The organism is Microbacterium sp. R86528 (assembly GCF_044596335.1).
Lineage (GTDB): Bacteria > Actinomycetota > Actinomycetes > Actinomycetales > Microbacteriaceae > Microbacterium > Microbacterium marmarense.
Genome location: NZ_CP138996.1, coordinates 2,443,698 through 2,461,261, shown reverse-complemented (window position 1 = coordinate 2,461,261; position 17,564 = coordinate 2,443,698). Strand labels below are relative to the sequence as shown.

14 protein-coding genes are annotated in these 17,564 nt (G+C 61.3%); 5 read left to right on the top strand and 9 right to left on the bottom strand.

All coding sequences use genetic code 11. The annotated features are described in order from the left end of the window. Position 1 precedes the first annotated feature (1 nt). The 6 genes from SJY18_RS11350 to SJY18_RS11325 all read right to left on the bottom strand — a co-directional run bounded on the left by SJY18_RS11350 (position 2) and on the right by SJY18_RS11325 (position 8,070). A complete protein-coding gene (locus SJY18_RS11350) occupies positions 2 to 976 on the bottom strand; it encodes a carbohydrate ABC transporter permease (protein ID WP_396667654.1) in 975 nt (324 codons plus the stop codon). Beyond that, a complete protein-coding gene (locus SJY18_RS11345) occupies positions 976 to 2,310 on the bottom strand; it encodes an ABC transporter substrate-binding protein (RefSeq protein ID WP_396667653.1) in 1,335 nt (444 codons plus the stop codon). Before SJY18_RS11345 ends, SJY18_RS11350 begins: the two co-directional genes overlap by 1 nt. A 115-nt stretch (positions 2,311 to 2,425) precedes the next feature. Continuing rightward, on the bottom strand, positions 2,426 to 3,820 hold the full coding sequence (locus tag SJY18_RS11340; RefSeq protein WP_396667652.1) for a sulfatase-like hydrolase/transferase: 1,395 nt from the start codon (positions 3,818 to 3,820) through the stop codon (positions 2,426 to 2,428). After that, complete coding sequence (locus SJY18_RS11335) at positions 3,817 to 5,088, bottom strand: alpha-L-fucosidase (protein WP_396667651.1); 1,272 nt, start codon at positions 5,086 to 5,088, stop codon at positions 3,817 to 3,819. The genes SJY18_RS11340 and SJY18_RS11335 overlap by 4 nt, the downstream gene beginning before the upstream one ends. 73 nt (positions 5,089 to 5,161) lie before the next feature. Next, on the bottom strand, positions 5,162 to 6,637 hold the full coding sequence (locus SJY18_RS11330) for a sulfatase-like hydrolase/transferase (RefSeq protein WP_396667650.1): 1,476 nt from the start codon (positions 6,635 to 6,637) through the stop codon (positions 5,162 to 5,164). Positions 6,638 to 6,639: 2 nt separating this feature from the next. Next, entirely contained in the window at positions 6,640 to 8,070 is a 1,431-nt protein-coding gene (locus SJY18_RS11325) for a sulfatase-like hydrolase/transferase (protein WP_396667649.1), read from the bottom strand. A 102-nt stretch (positions 8,071 to 8,172) separates the two neighbouring features. On the opposite strand from SJY18_RS11325, the gene SJY18_RS11320 reads away from it, so the two are divergent. After that, positions 8,173 to 9,096: a LysR substrate-binding domain-containing protein gene (locus SJY18_RS11320; RefSeq protein ID WP_396667648.1), complete on the top strand. Its 924-nt coding sequence runs from the start codon at positions 8,173 to 8,175 to the stop codon at positions 9,094 to 9,096. Here SJY18_RS11320 and SJY18_RS11315 read toward each other — a convergent pair whose 3' ends face one another. Next, positions 9,097 to 11,193 (bottom strand): glycoside hydrolase family 36 protein, encoded by a 2,097-nt coding sequence (locus SJY18_RS11315; RefSeq protein ID WP_396667647.1) that lies wholly within the window; start codon positions 11,191 to 11,193, stop codon positions 9,097 to 9,099. Between the two features lie 201 nt (positions 11,194 to 11,394). Beyond that, on the bottom strand, positions 11,395 to 13,824 hold the full coding sequence (locus SJY18_RS11310; RefSeq protein WP_396667646.1) for a phosphoketolase: 2,430 nt from the start codon (positions 13,822 to 13,824) through the stop codon (positions 11,395 to 11,397). Between the two features lie 136 nt (positions 13,825 to 13,960). On the opposite strand from SJY18_RS11310, the gene SJY18_RS11305 reads away from it, so the two are divergent. Together SJY18_RS11305 and SJY18_RS11300 are read left to right on the top strand one after the other, a co-directional pair. Beyond that, complete coding sequence (locus SJY18_RS11305; RefSeq protein ID WP_396667645.1) at positions 13,961 to 14,503, top strand: CinA family protein; 543 nt, start codon at positions 13,961 to 13,963, stop codon at positions 14,501 to 14,503. Positions 14,504 to 14,565: 62 nt separating this feature from the next. Further along, positions 14,566 to 14,925, top strand: a complete 360-nt coding sequence (locus tag SJY18_RS11300; protein ID WP_396667644.1) for a hypothetical protein — start codon at positions 14,566 to 14,568, stop codon at positions 14,923 to 14,925. Positions 14,926 to 15,009: 84 nt separating this feature from the next. Here SJY18_RS11300 and SJY18_RS11295 read toward each other — a convergent pair whose 3' ends face one another. Continuing rightward, positions 15,010 to 15,390 (bottom strand): hypothetical protein, encoded by a 381-nt coding sequence (locus SJY18_RS11295; protein WP_337337145.1) that lies wholly within the window; start codon positions 15,388 to 15,390, stop codon positions 15,010 to 15,012. A gap of 254 nt (positions 15,391 to 15,644) precedes the next feature. Between SJY18_RS11295 and SJY18_RS11290 the strand changes: the two genes are divergently transcribed. Next, positions 15,645 to 16,100 carry an SRPBCC family protein gene (locus SJY18_RS11290; RefSeq protein ID WP_396667643.1) on the top strand — a complete coding sequence of 152 codons (456 nt, stop codon included), beginning with the start codon at positions 15,645 to 15,647 and terminating at the stop codon, positions 16,098 to 16,100. Beyond that, entirely contained in the window at positions 16,097 to 17,563 is a 1,467-nt protein-coding gene (locus SJY18_RS11285; protein ID WP_396667642.1) for a phytoene desaturase family protein, read from the top strand. The genes SJY18_RS11290 and SJY18_RS11285 overlap by 4 nt, the downstream gene beginning before the upstream one ends. Position 17,564 lies beyond the last annotated feature (1 nt).

The following is a 17,564-nucleotide window of genomic DNA, read 5'->3' as shown; positions in this document are numbered from 1 at the left end:
GTCAGATCTCCACCCGGAACATATCCGTCTTTCGCAGCACGACCGCGGCGAGAATTCCGGCGATGGCGAGCAGTTGGACGGACAACGCCGCGGCTGCGGGGAAGTTTCCGTAGGTATAGGCGAACGTGTAGGTCAGTTGCAGCGGCGAGAAGTCATCACCGATGGCTCCGCCTGTCGCGCTCGAGAGGATCTGCGGCTCAACGAAGAGTTGCGTCGCCGCGGCAATATTGAGGATCAGTGTGTAGCCGATCCACTTTCTCAGCATCGGGAGCTTGATCTGCATGGCCGTGGTCCATGAACCGGCACCGTCGATTCGTGCAGCTTCGAGAATCTCCGCGGGGATGGATGTGAGCGCCGCATACATCAAAAGGATGGCGTTCGCCGAGGTCCATACTGCGATCATCGCCAGCACCGGGGGGACAGCGGCCGGAGTGAGCACCTGAAAGATGTTCTCGAGACCGAACGCGTTCATGAGTCCCCCCACGGGACTTGTCGCCGGGTTCAGCATGAAGATCCACACCACGACTCCGGCCGCGCCGACGAGGGCTTGCGGAAGGTAGTACGCGAACCGGAATCCGGAGCCCACGCGCGCCGATCGCCCCTGTAGGAGCAACGCGATGCCGATCGAGACGATCATCGAGGGTGCGATGAAGAAGAAAGCGTAGATGCCGATATTCACAAACGCATCGACGTAGCGGAAGTCCTGGAACGTCTGCACGTAGGCGTCGAATCCCGCGAATCCACCATTCGGTCCGCTGAACGAGATGACGACGGCATAGATCGCGGGCACGAGGCCGAATCCGATCACCAGTAGAAGATACGGCGAGAGAAACAGGTAGGACGAGAGGATCATGCCTCGCGACGCGCCGCCTGGCGCGCGCTCGCCGCGACCCGCGGAAGGTGCCCGTTCGTCGCCGCTAGCCTCCGGCCCCGCGCTTGCCGCTACGGCAAGCGCGGGGCTTTGCGGGGTCGACATTATTCGACTTCCCAACCAGCTGCCTCGAGGTTCTGAACCAGTCGCGTCTCCCACTCCGGAACAGTTTCGGTCATCGACTGTCCTGTCCCGAGCGCAGCCGGGACTACTGACCGGTAGGTCTCGGAGTTGGCCTGCTTGTAGGTCAGTCCCGTCCAAATACCATCGACGGCGGTGGCCAGCACTTCGTTGAGCGGAGTATCGACTTCGGTGAACGTGCCGTCTTCGATGTTGCGGTCAAGCCAAGCGCCTTGCATAGGCTCATACGAAGGCAACGTGGTGGAGGCCTCAGTGGCGAGGAACGGACCCGTCGTGACCCAGGTCACCAAGTCCGCGGCCGCCTGCTGGTACTCACTGTGGCTCGAAACGACATACGCGCGACCGCCAATGTCGCCGGTGTGGGCTTCGGCGTCCGCCTCCCACTTAGGCGGGGCTGCGAACGAGAGCGTGCCAGGAGCAGCGTCAAACGAGTTGGCGTAGACGTTCTGTCCGTACCAGATCGGTCCCATCATCATCAGGACCTTCTCAGGAGTGCCGTAGTCCTGCGCGAATTGGGGATCAACCACTGCCGTTCGGGCAAACGCATCGACCTCGAGCATGCTGTCGATCATTTCAGTGACTCGTGTGCAGTTCGGATCGCTCAAGTCGACCTTGACTGTATTCACACCGGTGAACTCCGGGCCGGGGCACTCCGCTGCCGCGTAGTATGTGAGGTCGTCCCACGGGTTGCTCGCGCTGCCGACGACGTAGCCGGGGTGCTCCTCAACCAGCTTCTCGCCAGTGGCCTGAAACTCTTCCCAGGTCGTCGGTATGGAGTATCCGAATTCGTCCATCAGGTTCGGGTTGTACCAGAGCACGCCGGGCGCGAAGTCACCTCGCAGACAGATGAGTTCGTCTCCCACCGTGCACGGGTCAAGCGTCCCCTGAGAAAAGTCCCCAACAATTTCTGGGTCGACGAGCGACGTGAGATCGAGCGCGAAATCGTACGGCTCACCGGCCAGCGAGCTCGCTGCAGATGCAGCAGTTGCGAGAACGTCGGGCCATCCCTGACCTGAAGTGTTGGCGAGAAGGATCTTCGATGCCAGTTCATCGGGCGAGCTATCGAGGGTCTCGATCTCCAGAGTCACCTCGGGGTGCGCCTCTTGATATGCCTCGAACAGCGGAAGCCGAATCGCATCGGTCCAGACAACGAGCGTGGCGTCTCCTTCAGCCTGGTCGACAGCTTCGGTCGTCGTTCCGCCGACTGCACAACCGCTCAGCAGCGCGCCGACCGCTGTCGCGCCCAGCGTGGCGATCGCGATCTTTCGCCAGGACTTATTGGATTGCAATTTCTTCATGGCAGTTCCTCTTCGTTGATACCTGCAGGGATGATCCCAACTCTGGGATCGGTGTGATTGAGTTCGATGGTCTGATGATGCGGAGAAGGAGAAGGAGAAATAGTGGGGCCCTCTGTTATGTCGTCATGAAAATCGCTTCAACCTCCGGCCGATTGACTTCGTTGAACCAGGCTTCGAGTTGCGCGCGCATTGCTTGCACTCGCTGTGGCTCTTGCTCAGCGAGATCGTTGAGCTCCAGCGGATCGACCGCGAGGTTGTAAAGCTCTGGCCGCACCTCACCAGGCAGTACGCGGGGCACTGGCGGCAAAGCGTCAGTAAGAATATGAGAGAACCGCTCGGGCTCGTATCTGAGAGCACGATCCATTTCAAGATCGTCCGGCGTGACATGCATGGCTGACGCAATTTCGGGTAGCACAAGCTTCCAGTGGCCGTCACGCATCGCTGCGTTGCACACTCCGAGGGGGCGATAGCGATTCCATTGCCAGAAACGTTGCTCAGGCACGGACCCGGCGTCACCGCGCAAGACGGGCAGCATGTTCTCGCCGTCGCGAAATAGACTCGCATTCACTGTCGAAGCTTCCGTAACCGCCAGGATCGTGGGATACCAGTCGGTGAAGTGCACCATTTCGTCGACGCGGCGCCCGCCTTCGAATCCGTTGGGCCAACGAATGATGCCCGGCACGCGAATCCCGCCCTCGTAGGTATGCCCCTTCGACCCTCGGAATCCGCAGTTGAAACGGTCGGTCGCCTGCGGTCCATGTCCCCGCATTTGCGGGCCATTGTCGCTAGTGAACATCACCAGCGTGTTGTCGCGAAGTCCGAGCCGATCCAGCTCCGCGAGAACGCGAGCGATTCCAGCATCCATCGCTTCGACCATGGCGTACAGCACGGCGACAGCAGGGTTGTTTCCGCGATCGAGGTGCTTTTGCTCGCTACCTTCTGGAGCCTGGAAAGGCGCGTGAGGGGCGTTATAGGCCAGGTGCAGATAGAACGGTTCATCGCTGTGCGCCTGAAGAAAGTCGACAGCTTCATCGGTCCACACATCGGTCAGATAACGCCCGTCGGCGCGTGCCGTGGTTCCATTCTTCTGGATGGTCCAGTCCCAGTAGTCCATCCAACCGCCCTGGAATCCAACGAATTCGCTAAACCCACGACTGGTGGGGTGGTACTCCTCAGCCAGTGCTCCACTGTGCCACTTTCCGATGAGGCCCGTGGCGTATCCCGAGGCAGCAAGACAGTCCGCGAGGGTGTCCTCTTCCGTTGCTATCCGGTCCAAGCCGCGACCATCAAGAGTGTCGATGGCGCCCGTGCGGTGCGAGTAACGCCCAGTGAGCAGTGCGGCCCGAGCGGGAGCGCACACCGGCGACGCCGAATAGTGCTGGCTCAGTTCGATGCCGTCTCGATACAGGCTGTCTAAGCCAGGAGTCTCGGTCATTCCGAAGTTGAAGCACCCAATGTCTCCGAAGCCGAGGTCATCGGCCACAATCTGCAGGATGTTTGGGCGACTCATAGCGGTGCTACCTCTCGGGCACCCGTGAGCTCGATCACTGACAGAACTGCATCGGCTTCGACACCGTTCAGGTCAACAACGGCGCCGCCCTGAGCGCCACGCACCTCTAGCGATGTGCCGCCTGCATCTGTCAGTAGCCGGGCAGATTCGACCGAGACATTCGCCGGCAACACCAACTCCCCGTGGGCGGGCCAATTCTCTACAAGCAGATAAACGTGATCGCTCGAAGCAGTGCTCCACCCCCACTCGAGCGCACGGAATGGACCGCGATGAGTGCCATAGATTGACGCGCCGCAACGCTGCAACCAATCTCCGATCGTCTCAAGTTCGACGACCTGCGCCGAAGGCACGGCACCGCGGCTATCGGGCCCCACGTTCAGAAGGACGTTTCCACCTCGAGAGACGGCCTTGGCGATCGTGACAGAGATCTCTCGCGCGCTCTTCCACTCGGTGTTGTCGGTGAACCCCCACGTCCCGTTGCCAGTGATCGGAGTTTCCCAGTCACCCGCCGGCTCATCGGGCATCTCGTTGTCTCGCGTCTGCCCGTAGTCACCCAGCCCATTGCCGACGCGTCCGTTGACGAGACAATATGGCTGGAGCATGTGCACGTGCTCGACGAGATCGCGACTCTGCTCTGCGGTGATCCCTTGGGGCGTGTCGAACCAAATAAGCGCGATCTCACCGTAGCCAGTGAGCAACTCCGTCAACTGCGGCTTCACGTAGCCCTGCAGATAGCTTTCGAAATCTTGTGTTTCAGGATCGAAGTCCCAGTCGTTGCCTGCGGCATCCGGATGCGTCCAGTCCTGCGTCTGTGAGTAATAGAGACCGAACTTAATACCGCGATCACGGCACGCCTGCGAGATCTCGCCGACTATGTCGCGCCCGAGAGGCGCATCCACCGCTGAGCTGAAAGTCGTCAGCTCGGTGTCCCACAGGCAGAAACCGTCATGATGTTTCGCGGTGAGAACCAGATACCGTTGCCCCGCTCGCACGGCCAGGTCGACGAGCGCCGCCGCATCGAAATCGTGCGGGTCGAAAGAAGCGGCAAGCTGCTTGTATTCCTCGGCGGGGATCTTCAAGTCGTGCATGATCCACTCCCCCATGTGGGGTGTCGGTTCTCCATTCCAGTAGCCGGCAGGTATCGCGTACACGCCCCAGTGCACAAACATCCCGAACCGAGCTTCGCGAAACCATCCCAGGGCGGGGTTCCCCTGCGATTGCGGGTCCTGAGCGAAGGTGATCTGTCCAGCATCCGGGATATCGGTCATAGCGGCGTCCTCACTTTGGGGGCGAATTGGCGGGGTCAAATGTTCAACGTTCGTAGGGCTCTTCATCACAGATTCACGCGCCGAAGGGCGCGAAGTCGAGGTCATTGGTTGGCGCCAGATCGTGCGTGTCAAAGTAGAGCGGGACTGGGCGGGCATCTTCTGTGGTGATCGACCAATCAAGCAACTGACGTCGCATGTCTGCGACGACATCTGAGAAGTCCGGATCGGCCGCGAGATTGCGCAGCTCAAACGAATCCGCTGCCAGGTCGTACAACTCGTCGATCGGTTCGAGCGGGTCGTAGATGTACTTCCACCGAGTCGTGCGCACCATCTTCGGGCGGCCCTCTGCCTCTGCCGCACGCAATAGCGGGCGAAGCGTGGCAGGGAGTGCGGCTGCCGCGTCAACGCCAGCACGGTAGCTCATCGGGCTGGCGCCGGCACCGTACTCGGCAAAGACCGCGCGACGCGGATGCGTTGCGAGATCAAGCCCTGGCAGGTTTCGCCCTCTGCTCTCCTTGATCGCGTCCATTCCTGCCAGGCGCGCCAGCGTCGGCATCACGTCGATCAGGCTGACGGGGTGATCCACGACAGTTCCGGCACCAGTAGAGCCTGGAACGCTGATAAGCAGAGGGACCCGCGTGAGCGCATCGACAAGCGAATTGCATTTGACCATCAGCCCTCGTTCACCGCCGAAGTCACCGTGGTCCGATACGAAGACGACGATCGTGTCGCGGTTCCGGCCGAAGTGCTCGAGGGTGTCAAGGACGCGCCCCACGCAGGAGTCCACGAAACTGACCATGGCGTAGTACATCGCGACTGCCTCGCGCAACAAGCGGTCGTCGATGTCGGCGAAACCGCACAACTCACGATAGAGCCGCCGACGCACCGGTTCGTCGGCTGCTTCTGTTGCGTTCCAGACTGGAAGCTGAATCGCTTCAGGGTCATACATCGAGGCGAATGGTTCCGGGGCGTGATACGGCTCATGAGGCTCGGGGAGCGACATCCAGAGCAAGAAGGGTTCCGTCGTGGACTCAATGAATCGGCATGACTCTTCGGTTACGCGTGCGGCTGGGCAGTCTTCTGCTGAGAGAGGAGTTGTCCGGGTTTCCCAAAGATGGGAATAGTCGGCGTCACTGATCCAACGGCGAAACCTCATATCGCGTTCGTCGCCGCCGTCAGTGCGCCCGGTATGGCTGAAGTCTTTGTAGACGTCGAACAGTCCAAGGTCGTCTGCGCCGAAGCAGTGATTCTTGCCGAGCAGTGCGAGGCTGTACCCAGCACGGTGGAACGCGCGCAGATAGTTGTCTCTGTCAGCCGGCGCCGTCAGCTCGTTCGTCCGCACACCGTGATTGTGCGGATATGTCCCGGTCCACAACGACACCCGAGAGGGAGTGCAGAGGGGGTGCGGCGTAAACGCCAGATCATACCGAACACCCTGATCAGCTAAACGATCGAGTGACGGCGTGAGCACATCAGCGTTGCCATACTGGGGCAACGCTGTCGCCTTGAGCTGGTCGGCCATGATCACAACCACATTCGGTCTCGACATGTTCAGCTCACCGCCGAAGCGCGCGAATCGTTGCCGGCGAATGCGGGCGTGATGTCGAGGTCGTCGTCGATGGTGCGCTGCCAGCGTTCAATCTCATGGCGCAGGTTGTCGATCAGTTCCGCTTGCTCAACATCGCCGCTGAGGTCGTCGGTTTCCCACGGATCAACGGTCAGGTCAAACAGCTGAATGCGCGACTGCTCCGGATAGGCAATGAGCTTGTGTGAGCGCGTGCGCACCATCCGCTGGAGGTGTCGGTACGCACCGAAGATGGTGGTGTAGACCGAGTCGGCCGCACCTGCTATGAGTGGGAGTAGCGACGGAAATTCAACTGACTGCGGCGAGGAAACCTGGAGCAAATCGCAGACTGTCGAAAAGATGCTGCTCTGATAGACGAGAGCGTCGTTGGTCTCACCCGATGGAACGCCCGGTCCCGCAAAAATGAGCGGCACTCGGACGGAATGGTCGTACTGATTCTGTTTTCCCATCAGCCCGTGCTCGCCCACCGCGAGTCCGTGGTCACTTGAGAACACGATGATGGTGTCGTCTGTGAGCCCCCGCGCGTCCAACTCTTCGAGGACACGACCGATCTGCTGGTCGGCGTGAGTGAGGATCGCGTAATACTCGCTGCGGTGCAGCCGGACTGCCTCTTCGGTGCGAGGGAACGGCGCGAGTTGCTCGTCTCGAATCAGCGCGTCGCCTTGATCGAATGGGTGTTGCGGCTGAAAGTTCGGCGGGACCTCGAGAGCATCGACAGGATAGAGATCGAGGAACTCTGGGTAGGTCTGCCGCGGATCGTGCGGTGCGTGGTATGCCAGGTGTAAGAAGAATGGCTGGTCTTCTGTCGCCGAGCGATCGATGAAGTCGACGGCAGCGTTGGTCCATAGTTCGCTGCTGTGTACTACCTCGCCGCCTACGTGCATCCAATGTCGCCCCTGGCTGGTGTCGTCGGGCCGCCACGAGTTGCCATCTGACGGCCTCCTGTACGCAGGGTTCTCTGGGCCGAACCCGTCGGCGTTGATGCCGCCGGCCCACGGCCCCACTTGTCCGTAGCTTCGATCAAGTGCGTTCTCGCCGTTGTGCCATTTGCCGGTGAAGAATGTCCGGTACCCGCATTGACCGAGATACTGACCGAATAGCGAAGACTCTTCAAGACGATCGTGAGCGTGAAAGAGACTCATTCCCGTGATCAGCATGGCCCGCGATGCCACGCAGACCGCGGGGACCCACGAGCCCTGATTGAACGCGTGCGTGAAGGTGGTTCCGCGAGCGACGAGGGCATCGAGATTCGGCGTGTGAATCTCTCGGTTGTTGAGTGATCCGATCGTTCGGAACGCTTGATCGTCCATGAAGATCAAGACGACGTTGGGCCTGCGCACGCTCTGCGGCTTCACACCGTTGGGCATCAGGATCAGTCCTCTCGCAGCGAGCGTCATCGCGCCTGCCAGGTTGATTGCGACAATCTTGTCTCCAGTAGGTTGCCCAATCTCAACCCATAGATCAATCCCACTAAACTTCTACTTCGATAACATGCATTTATGGATCTTCGACAGATGCGCGCCTTCGTGGCGCTCGCCGACAATCTGCATTTCGGTAGAGCCGCCGAGGCTCTGGGTGTCTCGCAACCCGCATTGAGCCAGTTGCTGTCCAAGCTTGAAGTCGAGCTGGGTGCCGAACTTGTGGTGCGTACGAGCCGCGAGGTGAGCCTCTCCCCCGTCGGTGAGTTGTTCTTAGAAGGCTGTCGCCGAACACTCTCAGAGGCTCTGCGCGCTGAAGAGATCGTTCGTGATGCACCCCTCGGAATCAACTCTCATCTGGTCATCGGCACTCTGGGTGCGGGCGCCAACGGGCCACTGCCCGAGATGATTTCACGCTTTCGCGCGGCAACTCGTGGACTGGTTGTAGAGCTGCACCACCACTCCAACAGCGCCACCCTGGAGCGTGAGATTCTCGCTGGCTCCCTAGACCTCGGGGTCGTTCGGTCAATAAGCAACGAGCAACTCGTGGCGTCTCGCAGGCTGTTGGACGAACAGTTCGTGGTTTACTTCCCTGCCTCCCACGCACTCGCCGATCGAGAGTTCGTCCGTCTTCATGAATTGGCGGCGGAGGACTTCATTCTGTGGCCGCGCTACCACGGCCCGTCTTATTACGACCTCATCATCTCGGGGTGCCAGCGGGCTGGGTTCACCCCACACATCACCGGCTACGGAACCTCGCTTGAGTCGCAGTTAGCGCTCGTCGCCGCCGGAATCGGCATCACGCTCCAGGCAAAGAGCAACAGTTCGATCATTCGTGCCGGCGTGCGCTGCATCCCGCTCGCGGCCGATCTCGGGGCGACCCTCTGGCTCGCGTATCGCCGCTGGCACCGGCCGCCGATCGTTGATCGGTTCCTTGCGGATTCACAGACGGTGGAGCACAATAAGCGCCGGTCGAATGAGCAGGGAACAACTCCGCATACCTAATCAAACCTCAAGCGATCGGTGTGGCATCTCACGAATTAGATGTCGTGAAACGTCGAATACCCGCGCCCCGATGCCCGACGCAGTTGTGAGAGCGAGCCCTGCCTGAGTCGCATCCATCTTCCATTCGGGCAACGCGACGGGAAACACCAAGCGAGCGCTACCCATGACACCAGGCAGCACAATGCGCGCCGGGTCTGCACTGCGATCCCACACGAATATCAGCTCGGTCTGCTCGCCCCGCAAACCCAGACACACAACCTCATCGCTCCAGCCCGGCAACCCGAGCGGCCAAAAGGGTGTCGCCGACGCGATGAACTCGCGTGTCTCTTTGTTCAGCTCGACTGCTTCGCGAATCAGACGTGACTGGTCGGCACGGAGGCGGTCGAGAAATCCTGACAGATAGAGCCTGCCGCTCAGCCCTGTCACCAGGGTGAAAGCAGTCTGTTCGTCGTTCATTTCGTGCGCGGGATAGGCCCAGTTGGCGCACTGTTCAGGAAGGATGGATGCTGGCGCCGAAGCTGCGATCGTCGGGTAGCGCTCATAGTCTTGCTGATCGCTTGTGGACTGCATGTGGGTCACTGCGAGCAATGCGTAGTCGGCGCGCATGGCTCCGGAACTACAGTTCTCAACCGCCACCGACGGGTGTCGAGTGTTCAGATCAGCCGCCCACTGTTGCAGCGCCCTGGTGTGCGCAAGTAGACCAGCTCCGGCGCCCGTGGCATTTCGCTCGGTCCCCACACCGGGATTGATGTTGTAGTCGAGCTTGAAATACGACACGCCATACTGCGAAATGAGCCGGTCAACAGTCTCATCCACATGGGCCCGCGCTGCCGGGTGACGAAGATCAAGGTGATAGCGGTCGTGCTCGCGCACCCGCTGTCCGAATCGAACGAAGAATGCTTCGTCTGGCAGCGACGATGCAACCGGGCTATGAACTCCGACAACCTCCGGCTCTAACCAGATTCCCGACCTCATACCCAGCCGATGAATCTCATCGATGACGGCTTTCAATCCGCCGGTATCGAACCGTGTCGGGGCCTCTCGCCACTCCCCGACGGTGGCCCACCAGTCGCCGATCGCTGGGTCGGCGAACCAGCCCGCATCGATGCAGAAGACTTCGACGCCAGCAGCAGCAGCTTGACGAACGAGTGGCAGCAGCGCTGCTGTGCTGGGCTGCCCCATCAGGGTGTTCATGAAGTCGTTGTAGACCACCGGCAGCCCTTGCCTCGAGATGTTGCGACGCAGCCAACGACGGTAGGCGGTCAGTTCGGCGAGCGCCCCATCACGACCACCTGCCGAAACAGCGATAGCGGCGGGCACCGCGTCAAACCGGTCGCCCGGTTGCAGGGTGTGCGCAAAGTGGTGCTCAAGATCAGCCGGGCCGAGAAGAGAAAGCACCCCGCCACGCGCTGTTTGGCAGAGGTCCATGTGCCATCCGGCACTCGTCTCAATCTGCCACGCAACCGAATGCCCACTCGCCAAGTCGCTGAGCACACCGACCGGCAATCGTTCGCCGGTCGACCACGAACCGTGACTGGTCCATCCCAGATGTCCGCGGCCGTCCTGTGCATGAATGGGCAGCGACAACCAAGGCGACCAGTCAGAGAACAACTGTTCGTTCCACCTGTTCTCTGCCAGCCATTCGCTCTCTGCGAGCGCCAGCCGCAGATTGGCGGCATGCGCCTCGGACTGGCCGAATCCGAGCGTGGCCGAAGACACAGCGGTGATGACCACCGGCGCATCGCCGCCATTGCTGACGGTGTTCACAACCCGCAGAACGTTCATGCCGTGCGGCGCCGTCAGCAACGTCTCTACTTCGATGCCGGTGGCCGCATCGCGCTGAACGAATGTCGCGCTGTCTTCAGCCGCCGAGCGCTGAAGCACGCCGCCGCTGCTGTAGCGCAGCCGCGCGCCAATGCTGCTGAGATAGTACGCCTGGCTCGTGCGCGCACGTTGCTCGTGCGCCGAGAAGACTTCTACAAGAGAGACCCCCGAGCGGCCTGCGACTGAAGTGTCTTTGGCGTCGAGATACAGCGGGGTCTCGCCATTCCAGTGCAGCTCGAAGCTGCCCAGACGAAGCGATCCTGCCTCAAGCACTGTGTCGTCGATGGTGAAATCTCCCTCGTCAACTCGCGGCAGATCGACTGTGAGTCTGCTCTCCGAGACTTTCAGACTTCACCTTACATCGAACGGGATAGCGCTTACCAAGCACGTTGCGAAACGCCCGCACAGTCGCGCCGCTCGAAGCATTTCGATCTTGCGGTCACTCCGCACGCGTGCTGTCGAGCAGGCGCTAGCTCAGGTCGTCGCTGGCCACGCCCAGTCCTGGATCTCGGCCGGGTCTTCGCCGAACTCTCGCGCATAGGAGCGCGCGCGCTGACGCCGATCTTCTAGATCTTGGCGCACGTGGCCGCCAGCGGCGCCAAGCCCAGGCACACGATCGATGACGTCGATCGCAAGCTGGAAGCGATCCAGATCGTTGAGCATCACCATGTCAAACGGCGTGGTGGTCGTTCCTCGCTCTTTGAATCCGCGCACGTGAAGGTTCGGGTGTCCGGAGCGCCGGTATGCCAGCCGGTGGATGAGCCACGGGTAGCCATGAAATGCGAACACGATGGGCCGATCGCGCGTGAAGAGCGCATCGAACTCATCATCGGGCAAGCCGTGCGGGTGTTGCCCTTCGCTCTGCAACCTCATGAGATCAACCACATTGACCACGCGGATGCGAAGCTCGGGCAGTTCCTCGTGAAGCACTGACACGGCAGCGAGCATCTCCATCGTAGGAACGTCGCCGGCTGCCGCCATCACAACATCGGGCTCTTCCCCCTCTGGCACGTTGCTCGCCCAAGACAACTCCCCTACGCCGCTTGCGCAATGCTCGATCGCCTCTTCCATCGAAAGCCATTGCGGAGCGTCTTGTTTACCCGCGACCACGACATTGACGTAGCCAGTTGAGCGAAGGCAGTGGTCGTAAGTCGACAGCAACGTGTTGGTGTCAAACGGCAGGTAGACGCGTACGATCTCTGAGCTCTTGTTGGCAACCACATCAAGAAACCCGGGATCCTGATGAGAAAACCCGTTGTGATCCTGTCGCCACACGTGGCTGGAAAGAAGATAGTTCAGGCTCGAAATCTCGCGTCGCCACGAGACTTCACTGGCCGCTTCAAGCCACTTCGCGTGCTGGTTGAACATCGAGTCGACGATGTGGATGAACGCTTCGTACGAGGTGAAGACACCGTGACGGCCGGTCAGCAGATAGCCCTCCAGCCACCCCTGACACTGATGCTCGCTGAGCACTTCCATCACCCGACCGGCCCTCGCCAGATGTTCGTCAAGCGGCGAGACCTCAGCATTCCACTGTTTGTCTGTCACCTCATATACGGCCGGAGCGAGTTTGTTGGATGCAGTTTCATCCGGGCCGAAGATCCTGAAGTTCTGCGGGTTGCGCCGAATAACCTCGGCGAGCATCTCTCCCAATACCGCTGTGGCCTGAGCGGTCTCGGCCCCGGGAGACGTGACTTGCTCAGCAAACTCGCGGAAGTCGGGGAGATCGAGCGGTGTGCGCAGAACTCCCCCGTTGGCGTGCGGCGATGCGCTCATGCGCTTCTCGCCCTTCGGGGCCAGCGCGATCGTCTCGGAACTCGGTGCACCCTCGCTTTCAAACAGTTCATCGGGGCGATAGCTGCGCAGCCAATCCTCTAGCTGTTCGAGCTGACGCACGTCGCCTCGAGGGTCGCTCAACGGCACCTGGTGCGAGCGCCACGTGCCCTCGACAGCGAGGCCGCCCGCTTGCTCTGGACCGGTCCAGCCCTTCGGCGAACGCAGAATGATCATCGGCCACCGCGGTCGTTGCGTACCGCCCTCTGCCGCTGCGCGCCGAATCTGTGCGATGCGATCGAACGCGGTATCCATGACGCTGGCCATGGTGCGGTGAACCTCATCTGCCGAGTCCGACGCTTCAAAAGAGACGAGCAGGGGGTCGTGGCCGTAACCGCGCATCAGTTCGAGAAGCTCATGCTCAGGAATTCGCGCAAGAACCGTCGGGTTCGCGATCTTCCACCCGTTGAGATGCAGAATCGGCAGCACCGTGCCGTCTGTCACGGGATCGAGAAACTTGTTCGAGTGCCATGCGGTAGCGAGTGGGCCCGTCTCAGCTTCACCGTCGCCGACGACACACGCGACGACCAGGTCGGGATTATCGAAGGCAGCCCCGTAGGCATGACTGAGCGAGTATCCGAGTTCGCCGCCTTCGTGGATAGAGCCGGGAGTCTCGGGGGCCGCGTGCGATGGGATGCCGCCGGGGAACGAGAACTGTCGGAACAGCCGCTGCATGCCGACCAGGTCGCTCGTGACCGTGGGGAAGAGCTCGGTATAGGTGCCATCAAGCCAGGCGTTGGCGACCATTCCGGGACCGCCGTGGCCCGGCCCGGCAATGTAGAGGCAATCGACGTCGCGCTCGCGGATGATCCGATTCAGGTGCGCGTAGGCGAGGTTGAGTCCGGGAACTGTGCCGAAGTGCCCAAGCAGACGCGGCTTGATGTGCTCACGCCGAAGCGGCTCGCGCAGCAACGGGTTGTCGAGCAGATAGATCTGCCCCACGCTGAGATAGTTCGCCGCACGCCACCACGCGTCGAGACGAGCCCAGGTGTGCGTGTCTTCGCCCACCGCGCTGTCTTCCTCCGCGCTCGCGTGCGTACTCTGGTCGCCCTCTCTCGATGATGTCGCCATGCAGCGAGGATACGAGTCATGGCGAAACGACGCCCTCGGGTTGACACAGCGGCTAGAACGCCTTACCACCGCGGCGAAAGAGCGAAGCATCCCCTTGACAACGACTGCGTTCAACACGAATCTTTCTGCAGAGTAAATGAGAACCCAAGGAGCTATCACGAACGCCGACACGACCGACGTCGAACTTCTCGCCGATGCCGCCCGCAAAGCGGGGCTGACGGTCGCCGCAGCTGAATCACTGACGAGCGGCCTGCTGGCCAGCAGAATAGGGGCGGGCAAGAGCGCCTCGGTGTGGTTTCGTGGCGCCGTCATTGCCTATCAGACGAGCGTGAAGCAGGCTCTGCTGGGCCTGCCTGCCGGTGTCGACCCCTGTAGCAGCGAGTGCGCGGTTACTCTGGCTCAGAATGTTCGGCGCATGCTCGCCGCTGACGTCGCTGTCTCTACGACAGGTATCGGCGGACCTGATCCTCAGGACGGACATGCTCCTGGCACGGTGTACCTCGGGTGGTCGACATCCACCTCTTCGGGCTACCGGCGGCTAAATCTGTCGGGCAATCCCGAAGAGGTCATAGAACAGGCCGCGCGCGTGGCGATTCAACTCCTCACCGAAATCACGACGACGCCTACCGGCCCGGCTCGCGACGAAGATGCGACCCCAGGACCAGTCGATTCTGCATAGCCTCATGCCGCGGGTGATGACCGAACGGTCACCAACAAACCCTGGCGAGTACTATGACAGCCATGGGAACCATCTACTATGGCGGTTCAGCGACGCCAATTCACATCGATGACCGCACGCTCGCCCATCTGAAAGTCGTCATCGCCACCAAGCTACGCCGCGACGAGAGCTTCACCGTTACTTGGCCCCACCCGGAGGATCAACCGCGGGGTCGCAGCACTATTTGGTTGCACTCTTCGATTCCGATGAGATTCGTGTTCGACAACCCCGAACCTGAAGACCTGAGTCGAGAGTGGATCGACAAGCTCTCGCTATCCGCGAACTCTTCCGGCGGGATCCTTCTCGTCGCAGAGAACGTCGAGGAGCCCCCTGACGATGTGTCGGACGACTCACCTCAGGTAGTGGACATCGCCACGCGATAGTCGTGCGCGCTCACGTCAGCGTGTCGGCCGATTCTCATCCGCAGGCATGGTCTGTTCGTTGAAAGCACGAACACCAGCTGCTCGCTACGACCACGGCAAGCGTGTCGACTCGACGATGTAAAGACCGATGGCGATCAGCAGCATCCCGGCCGCCATTGCACCCATCAGCCAAGCCAAGGACCGGTTGGTACGAGGGTTTTCACCGCCGCGCCTGGCCACTGCGAACATCACGATCCACATCGTTGCCGCGAAGACGATGCCGACGATCGGCAAGACAACCTGTATCTGGAAGGCAAAGCAGTAGAGCACGATCCCGACTATTGCCAACGCTGCTGCCGGGACTAGCCAGCGCGAGGTGGCTCCAGTTCGCAAGGCCGTCTGATTGCCCCAGTCAGTCGCATTCGCGATCGGCTGTTCGTCGGGCAACTGCGTCGGACCGTGCGGGTCATTCCTCGAATCGGTCATGAAGTCTCCTTTCACAGTTGGCGTGCATCCGCTCACAGTTGGCGTGCATCCGCAAAATCTATGCCTGCGCCGAGCGCACTCCCAGGGGGTTGATGACAAAAAGCGCCTGTGCTAACTGGGCACTGCTGCGAGCATCCGCTGCGCTTCGACGGTGCCAAGAGACACGAGCAGTACCGAACCCACGCGGGAGCGTCAAGCCTTTGCGCCAATCCGCAATTCGACGGCAGGATCGAACGCACGACCAAGGGAGCAAAATGTCACGCAACGTGCGCCGTTTCGCCTGCACACCCGATGATGTCTTTGCGGCGCTGGCTGACGGCTGGCTGTACCCCACGTGGGTAGTCGGCGCTTCCAGAATGCGCGAAGTCGACGAACATTGGCCACAACCAGGCGGTCGTCTTCACCACTCTTTTGGGGTCTGGCCAGCGCTGATCAACGACACCACACTGAGCCTCGAATGGAATCCCCCGCATCAAATGGTGATGCGCGCTCGAGGCTGGCCGCTCGGTGAAGCGCAGGTGACGATCGACGTGCGAGCAATCGGTGATGAGCACTGCATGGTTCGCATCCAAGAACAGGCCGTGCGCGGCCCGACCCGCCTGTTGCCCCGGTTCGTGCGCGATCTGCTGTTGCACGCGCGCAACGCCGAGACCATCACCCGCTTGGCTTTCGTTGCCGAAGGACGTCGAGCGAATGGCGAGGCGTCATGAACACCTCGAAGTACGCAGATGTCGACGCGGTCGTGGTGGGCGCTGGCCCCAACGGCCTTGCCGCCGCCGTCACCCTCGCCCGGTCGGGGCTGAAGGTGGTGGTGTTCGAACGCGCGACAACGCCCGGTGGCGGCGTCTCAAGCGCTGAACTCACCCGACCTGGGTTCACCCACGATGTCTGCTCTGCGGTGCATCCACTCGCTTTCGAATCGCGATTCTTCCGCGAATTCGGGTTGCGGCATCGGGTGGAGTTTGCGGTGCCCGAGGTGTCATTCGCGCACCCGTTGGATGGCGGGCAAGCTGGCATTGCGTTTCGCGATCTCGAGCGCACCCGGGAAACACTCGGACGGGATGGTGCGGCGTATGCGTCTCTCATCGGTCCCCTCGCCGCTCGGGCCAGTGAAGTGGCCGAGCTCACAGGGTCAACGTTGATTCGAGTTCCGCCATATCTCGGCGCGGCTGCCTATTTCGGTGCGGCTGCGCTCGAGCAGGGAACACCGCTGTGGAACGCCCGTTTTCATGAAGAAAGCGCACCAGCCTTGCTGACGGGCGTCGCCGCGCACACCGTGCTTCCGTTGCCGAGTCTGGCCGCGGCGAGTGCGGGTCTCGCGTTGACTGCCTACGCGCACGCGCGAGGTTGGCCGATCCCGATCGGGGGAAGCCAGCGGATCGCCGACGCGATGGTTGCCGACATCGAGGCTCATGGCGGTGTGGTCGTCACCGACCACGAAGTGACTTCGCTCGATGAGCTGCCGCGCGCACGCGCGACATTGCTTGATGTGACCCCGCGCGCACTGCTGAGACTTGCGCGAGATCGCATGCCGTCACGGTACCGCCGCCGCCTGGAACGCTTCCGCTACGGAAACGCTGTCGCGAAAGTCGATTTCGCGCTCTCTGAGCCAGTGCCCTGGACGAACACGACCGTGCGAGGTGCCGGGACAGTTCACGTCGGGGGCACGCGCGCAGAAATCCAAGCATCCGAAAACGGTGTGGTTCGCGGGCATCTGAGTGAGAACCCCTATGTGCTCGTGTCGCAGCCCACGGTGTTCGACGCCACGAGGACGCCAGAAGGAATGCACACCCTCTGGGCGTACACGCATGTGCCTGCGGGATCCGACGTAGATCGCACCGAGGTGGTGATCAAACAGATCGAGCGGTTCGCCCCCGGGTTCCGCGACACGATCGTTGCTACGGCTTCGCGCACTGCGACAGAGGTCGCCTCGCACAATCCGAACTACGTGGGCGGAGATATCTCCTCGGGCGAACCCAGCGTTCGGCAGCTGCTCCAGAGACCGGTCCTGTCAAGCGATCCGTGGCGCACGCCGATGCCGGGCGTCTACCTTGCAGGAGCGTCATCCAGCCCTGGACCGGGCATGCATGGCCTTGCGGGGTGGCACGCAGCGCTGAGCGCTTTGAAGCACGAGTTTGGCGCTACCGCCCTTCCCAACTTGATGCCCCGCTGAG

Excerpts from the sequence above, each read along its gene's own strand:
- SJY18_RS11350 (WP_396667654.1), bottom strand. The coding sequence starts at position 976 with ATGTCGACCCCGCAAAGCCCCGCGCTTGCCGTAGCGGCAAGCGCGGGG.
- SJY18_RS11345 (WP_396667653.1), bottom strand. The coding sequence starts at position 2,310 with ATGAAGAAATTGCAATCCAATAAGTCCTGGCGAAAGATCGCGATCGCC.
- SJY18_RS11305 (WP_396667645.1), top strand. The coding sequence starts at position 13,961 with ATGAGAACCCAAGGAGCTATCACGAACGCCGACACGACCGACGTCGAA.
- SJY18_RS11300 (WP_396667644.1), top strand. The coding sequence starts at position 14,566 with ATGGGAACCATCTACTATGGCGGTTCAGCGACGCCAATTCACATCGAT.
- SJY18_RS11295 (WP_337337145.1), bottom strand. The coding sequence starts at position 15,390 with ATGACCGATTCGAGGAATGACCCGCACGGTCCGACGCAGTTGCCCGAC.
- SJY18_RS11340 (WP_396667652.1), bottom strand. The coding sequence starts at position 3,820 with ATGAGTCGCCCAAACATCCTGCAGATTGTGGCCGATGACCTCGGCTTC.
- SJY18_RS11310 (WP_396667646.1), bottom strand. The coding sequence starts at position 13,824 with ATGGCGACATCATCGAGAGAGGGCGACCAGAGTACGCACGCGAGCGCG.
- SJY18_RS11335 (WP_396667651.1), bottom strand. The coding sequence starts at position 5,088 with ATGACCGATATCCCGGATGCTGGACAGATCACCTTCGCTCAGGACCCG.
- SJY18_RS11330 (WP_396667650.1), bottom strand. The coding sequence starts at position 6,637 with ATGTCGAGACCGAATGTGGTTGTGATCATGGCCGACCAGCTCAAGGCG.
- SJY18_RS11320 (WP_396667648.1), top strand. The coding sequence starts at position 8,173 with ATGGATCTTCGACAGATGCGCGCCTTCGTGGCGCTCGCCGACAATCTG.
- SJY18_RS11285 (WP_396667642.1), top strand. The coding sequence starts at position 16,097 with ATGAACACCTCGAAGTACGCAGATGTCGACGCGGTCGTGGTGGGCGCT.
- SJY18_RS11290 (WP_396667643.1), top strand. The coding sequence starts at position 15,645 with ATGTCACGCAACGTGCGCCGTTTCGCCTGCACACCCGATGATGTCTTT.
- SJY18_RS11325 (WP_396667649.1), bottom strand. The coding sequence starts at position 8,070 with ATGACGCTCGCTGCGAGAGGACTGATCCTGATGCCCAACGGTGTGAAG.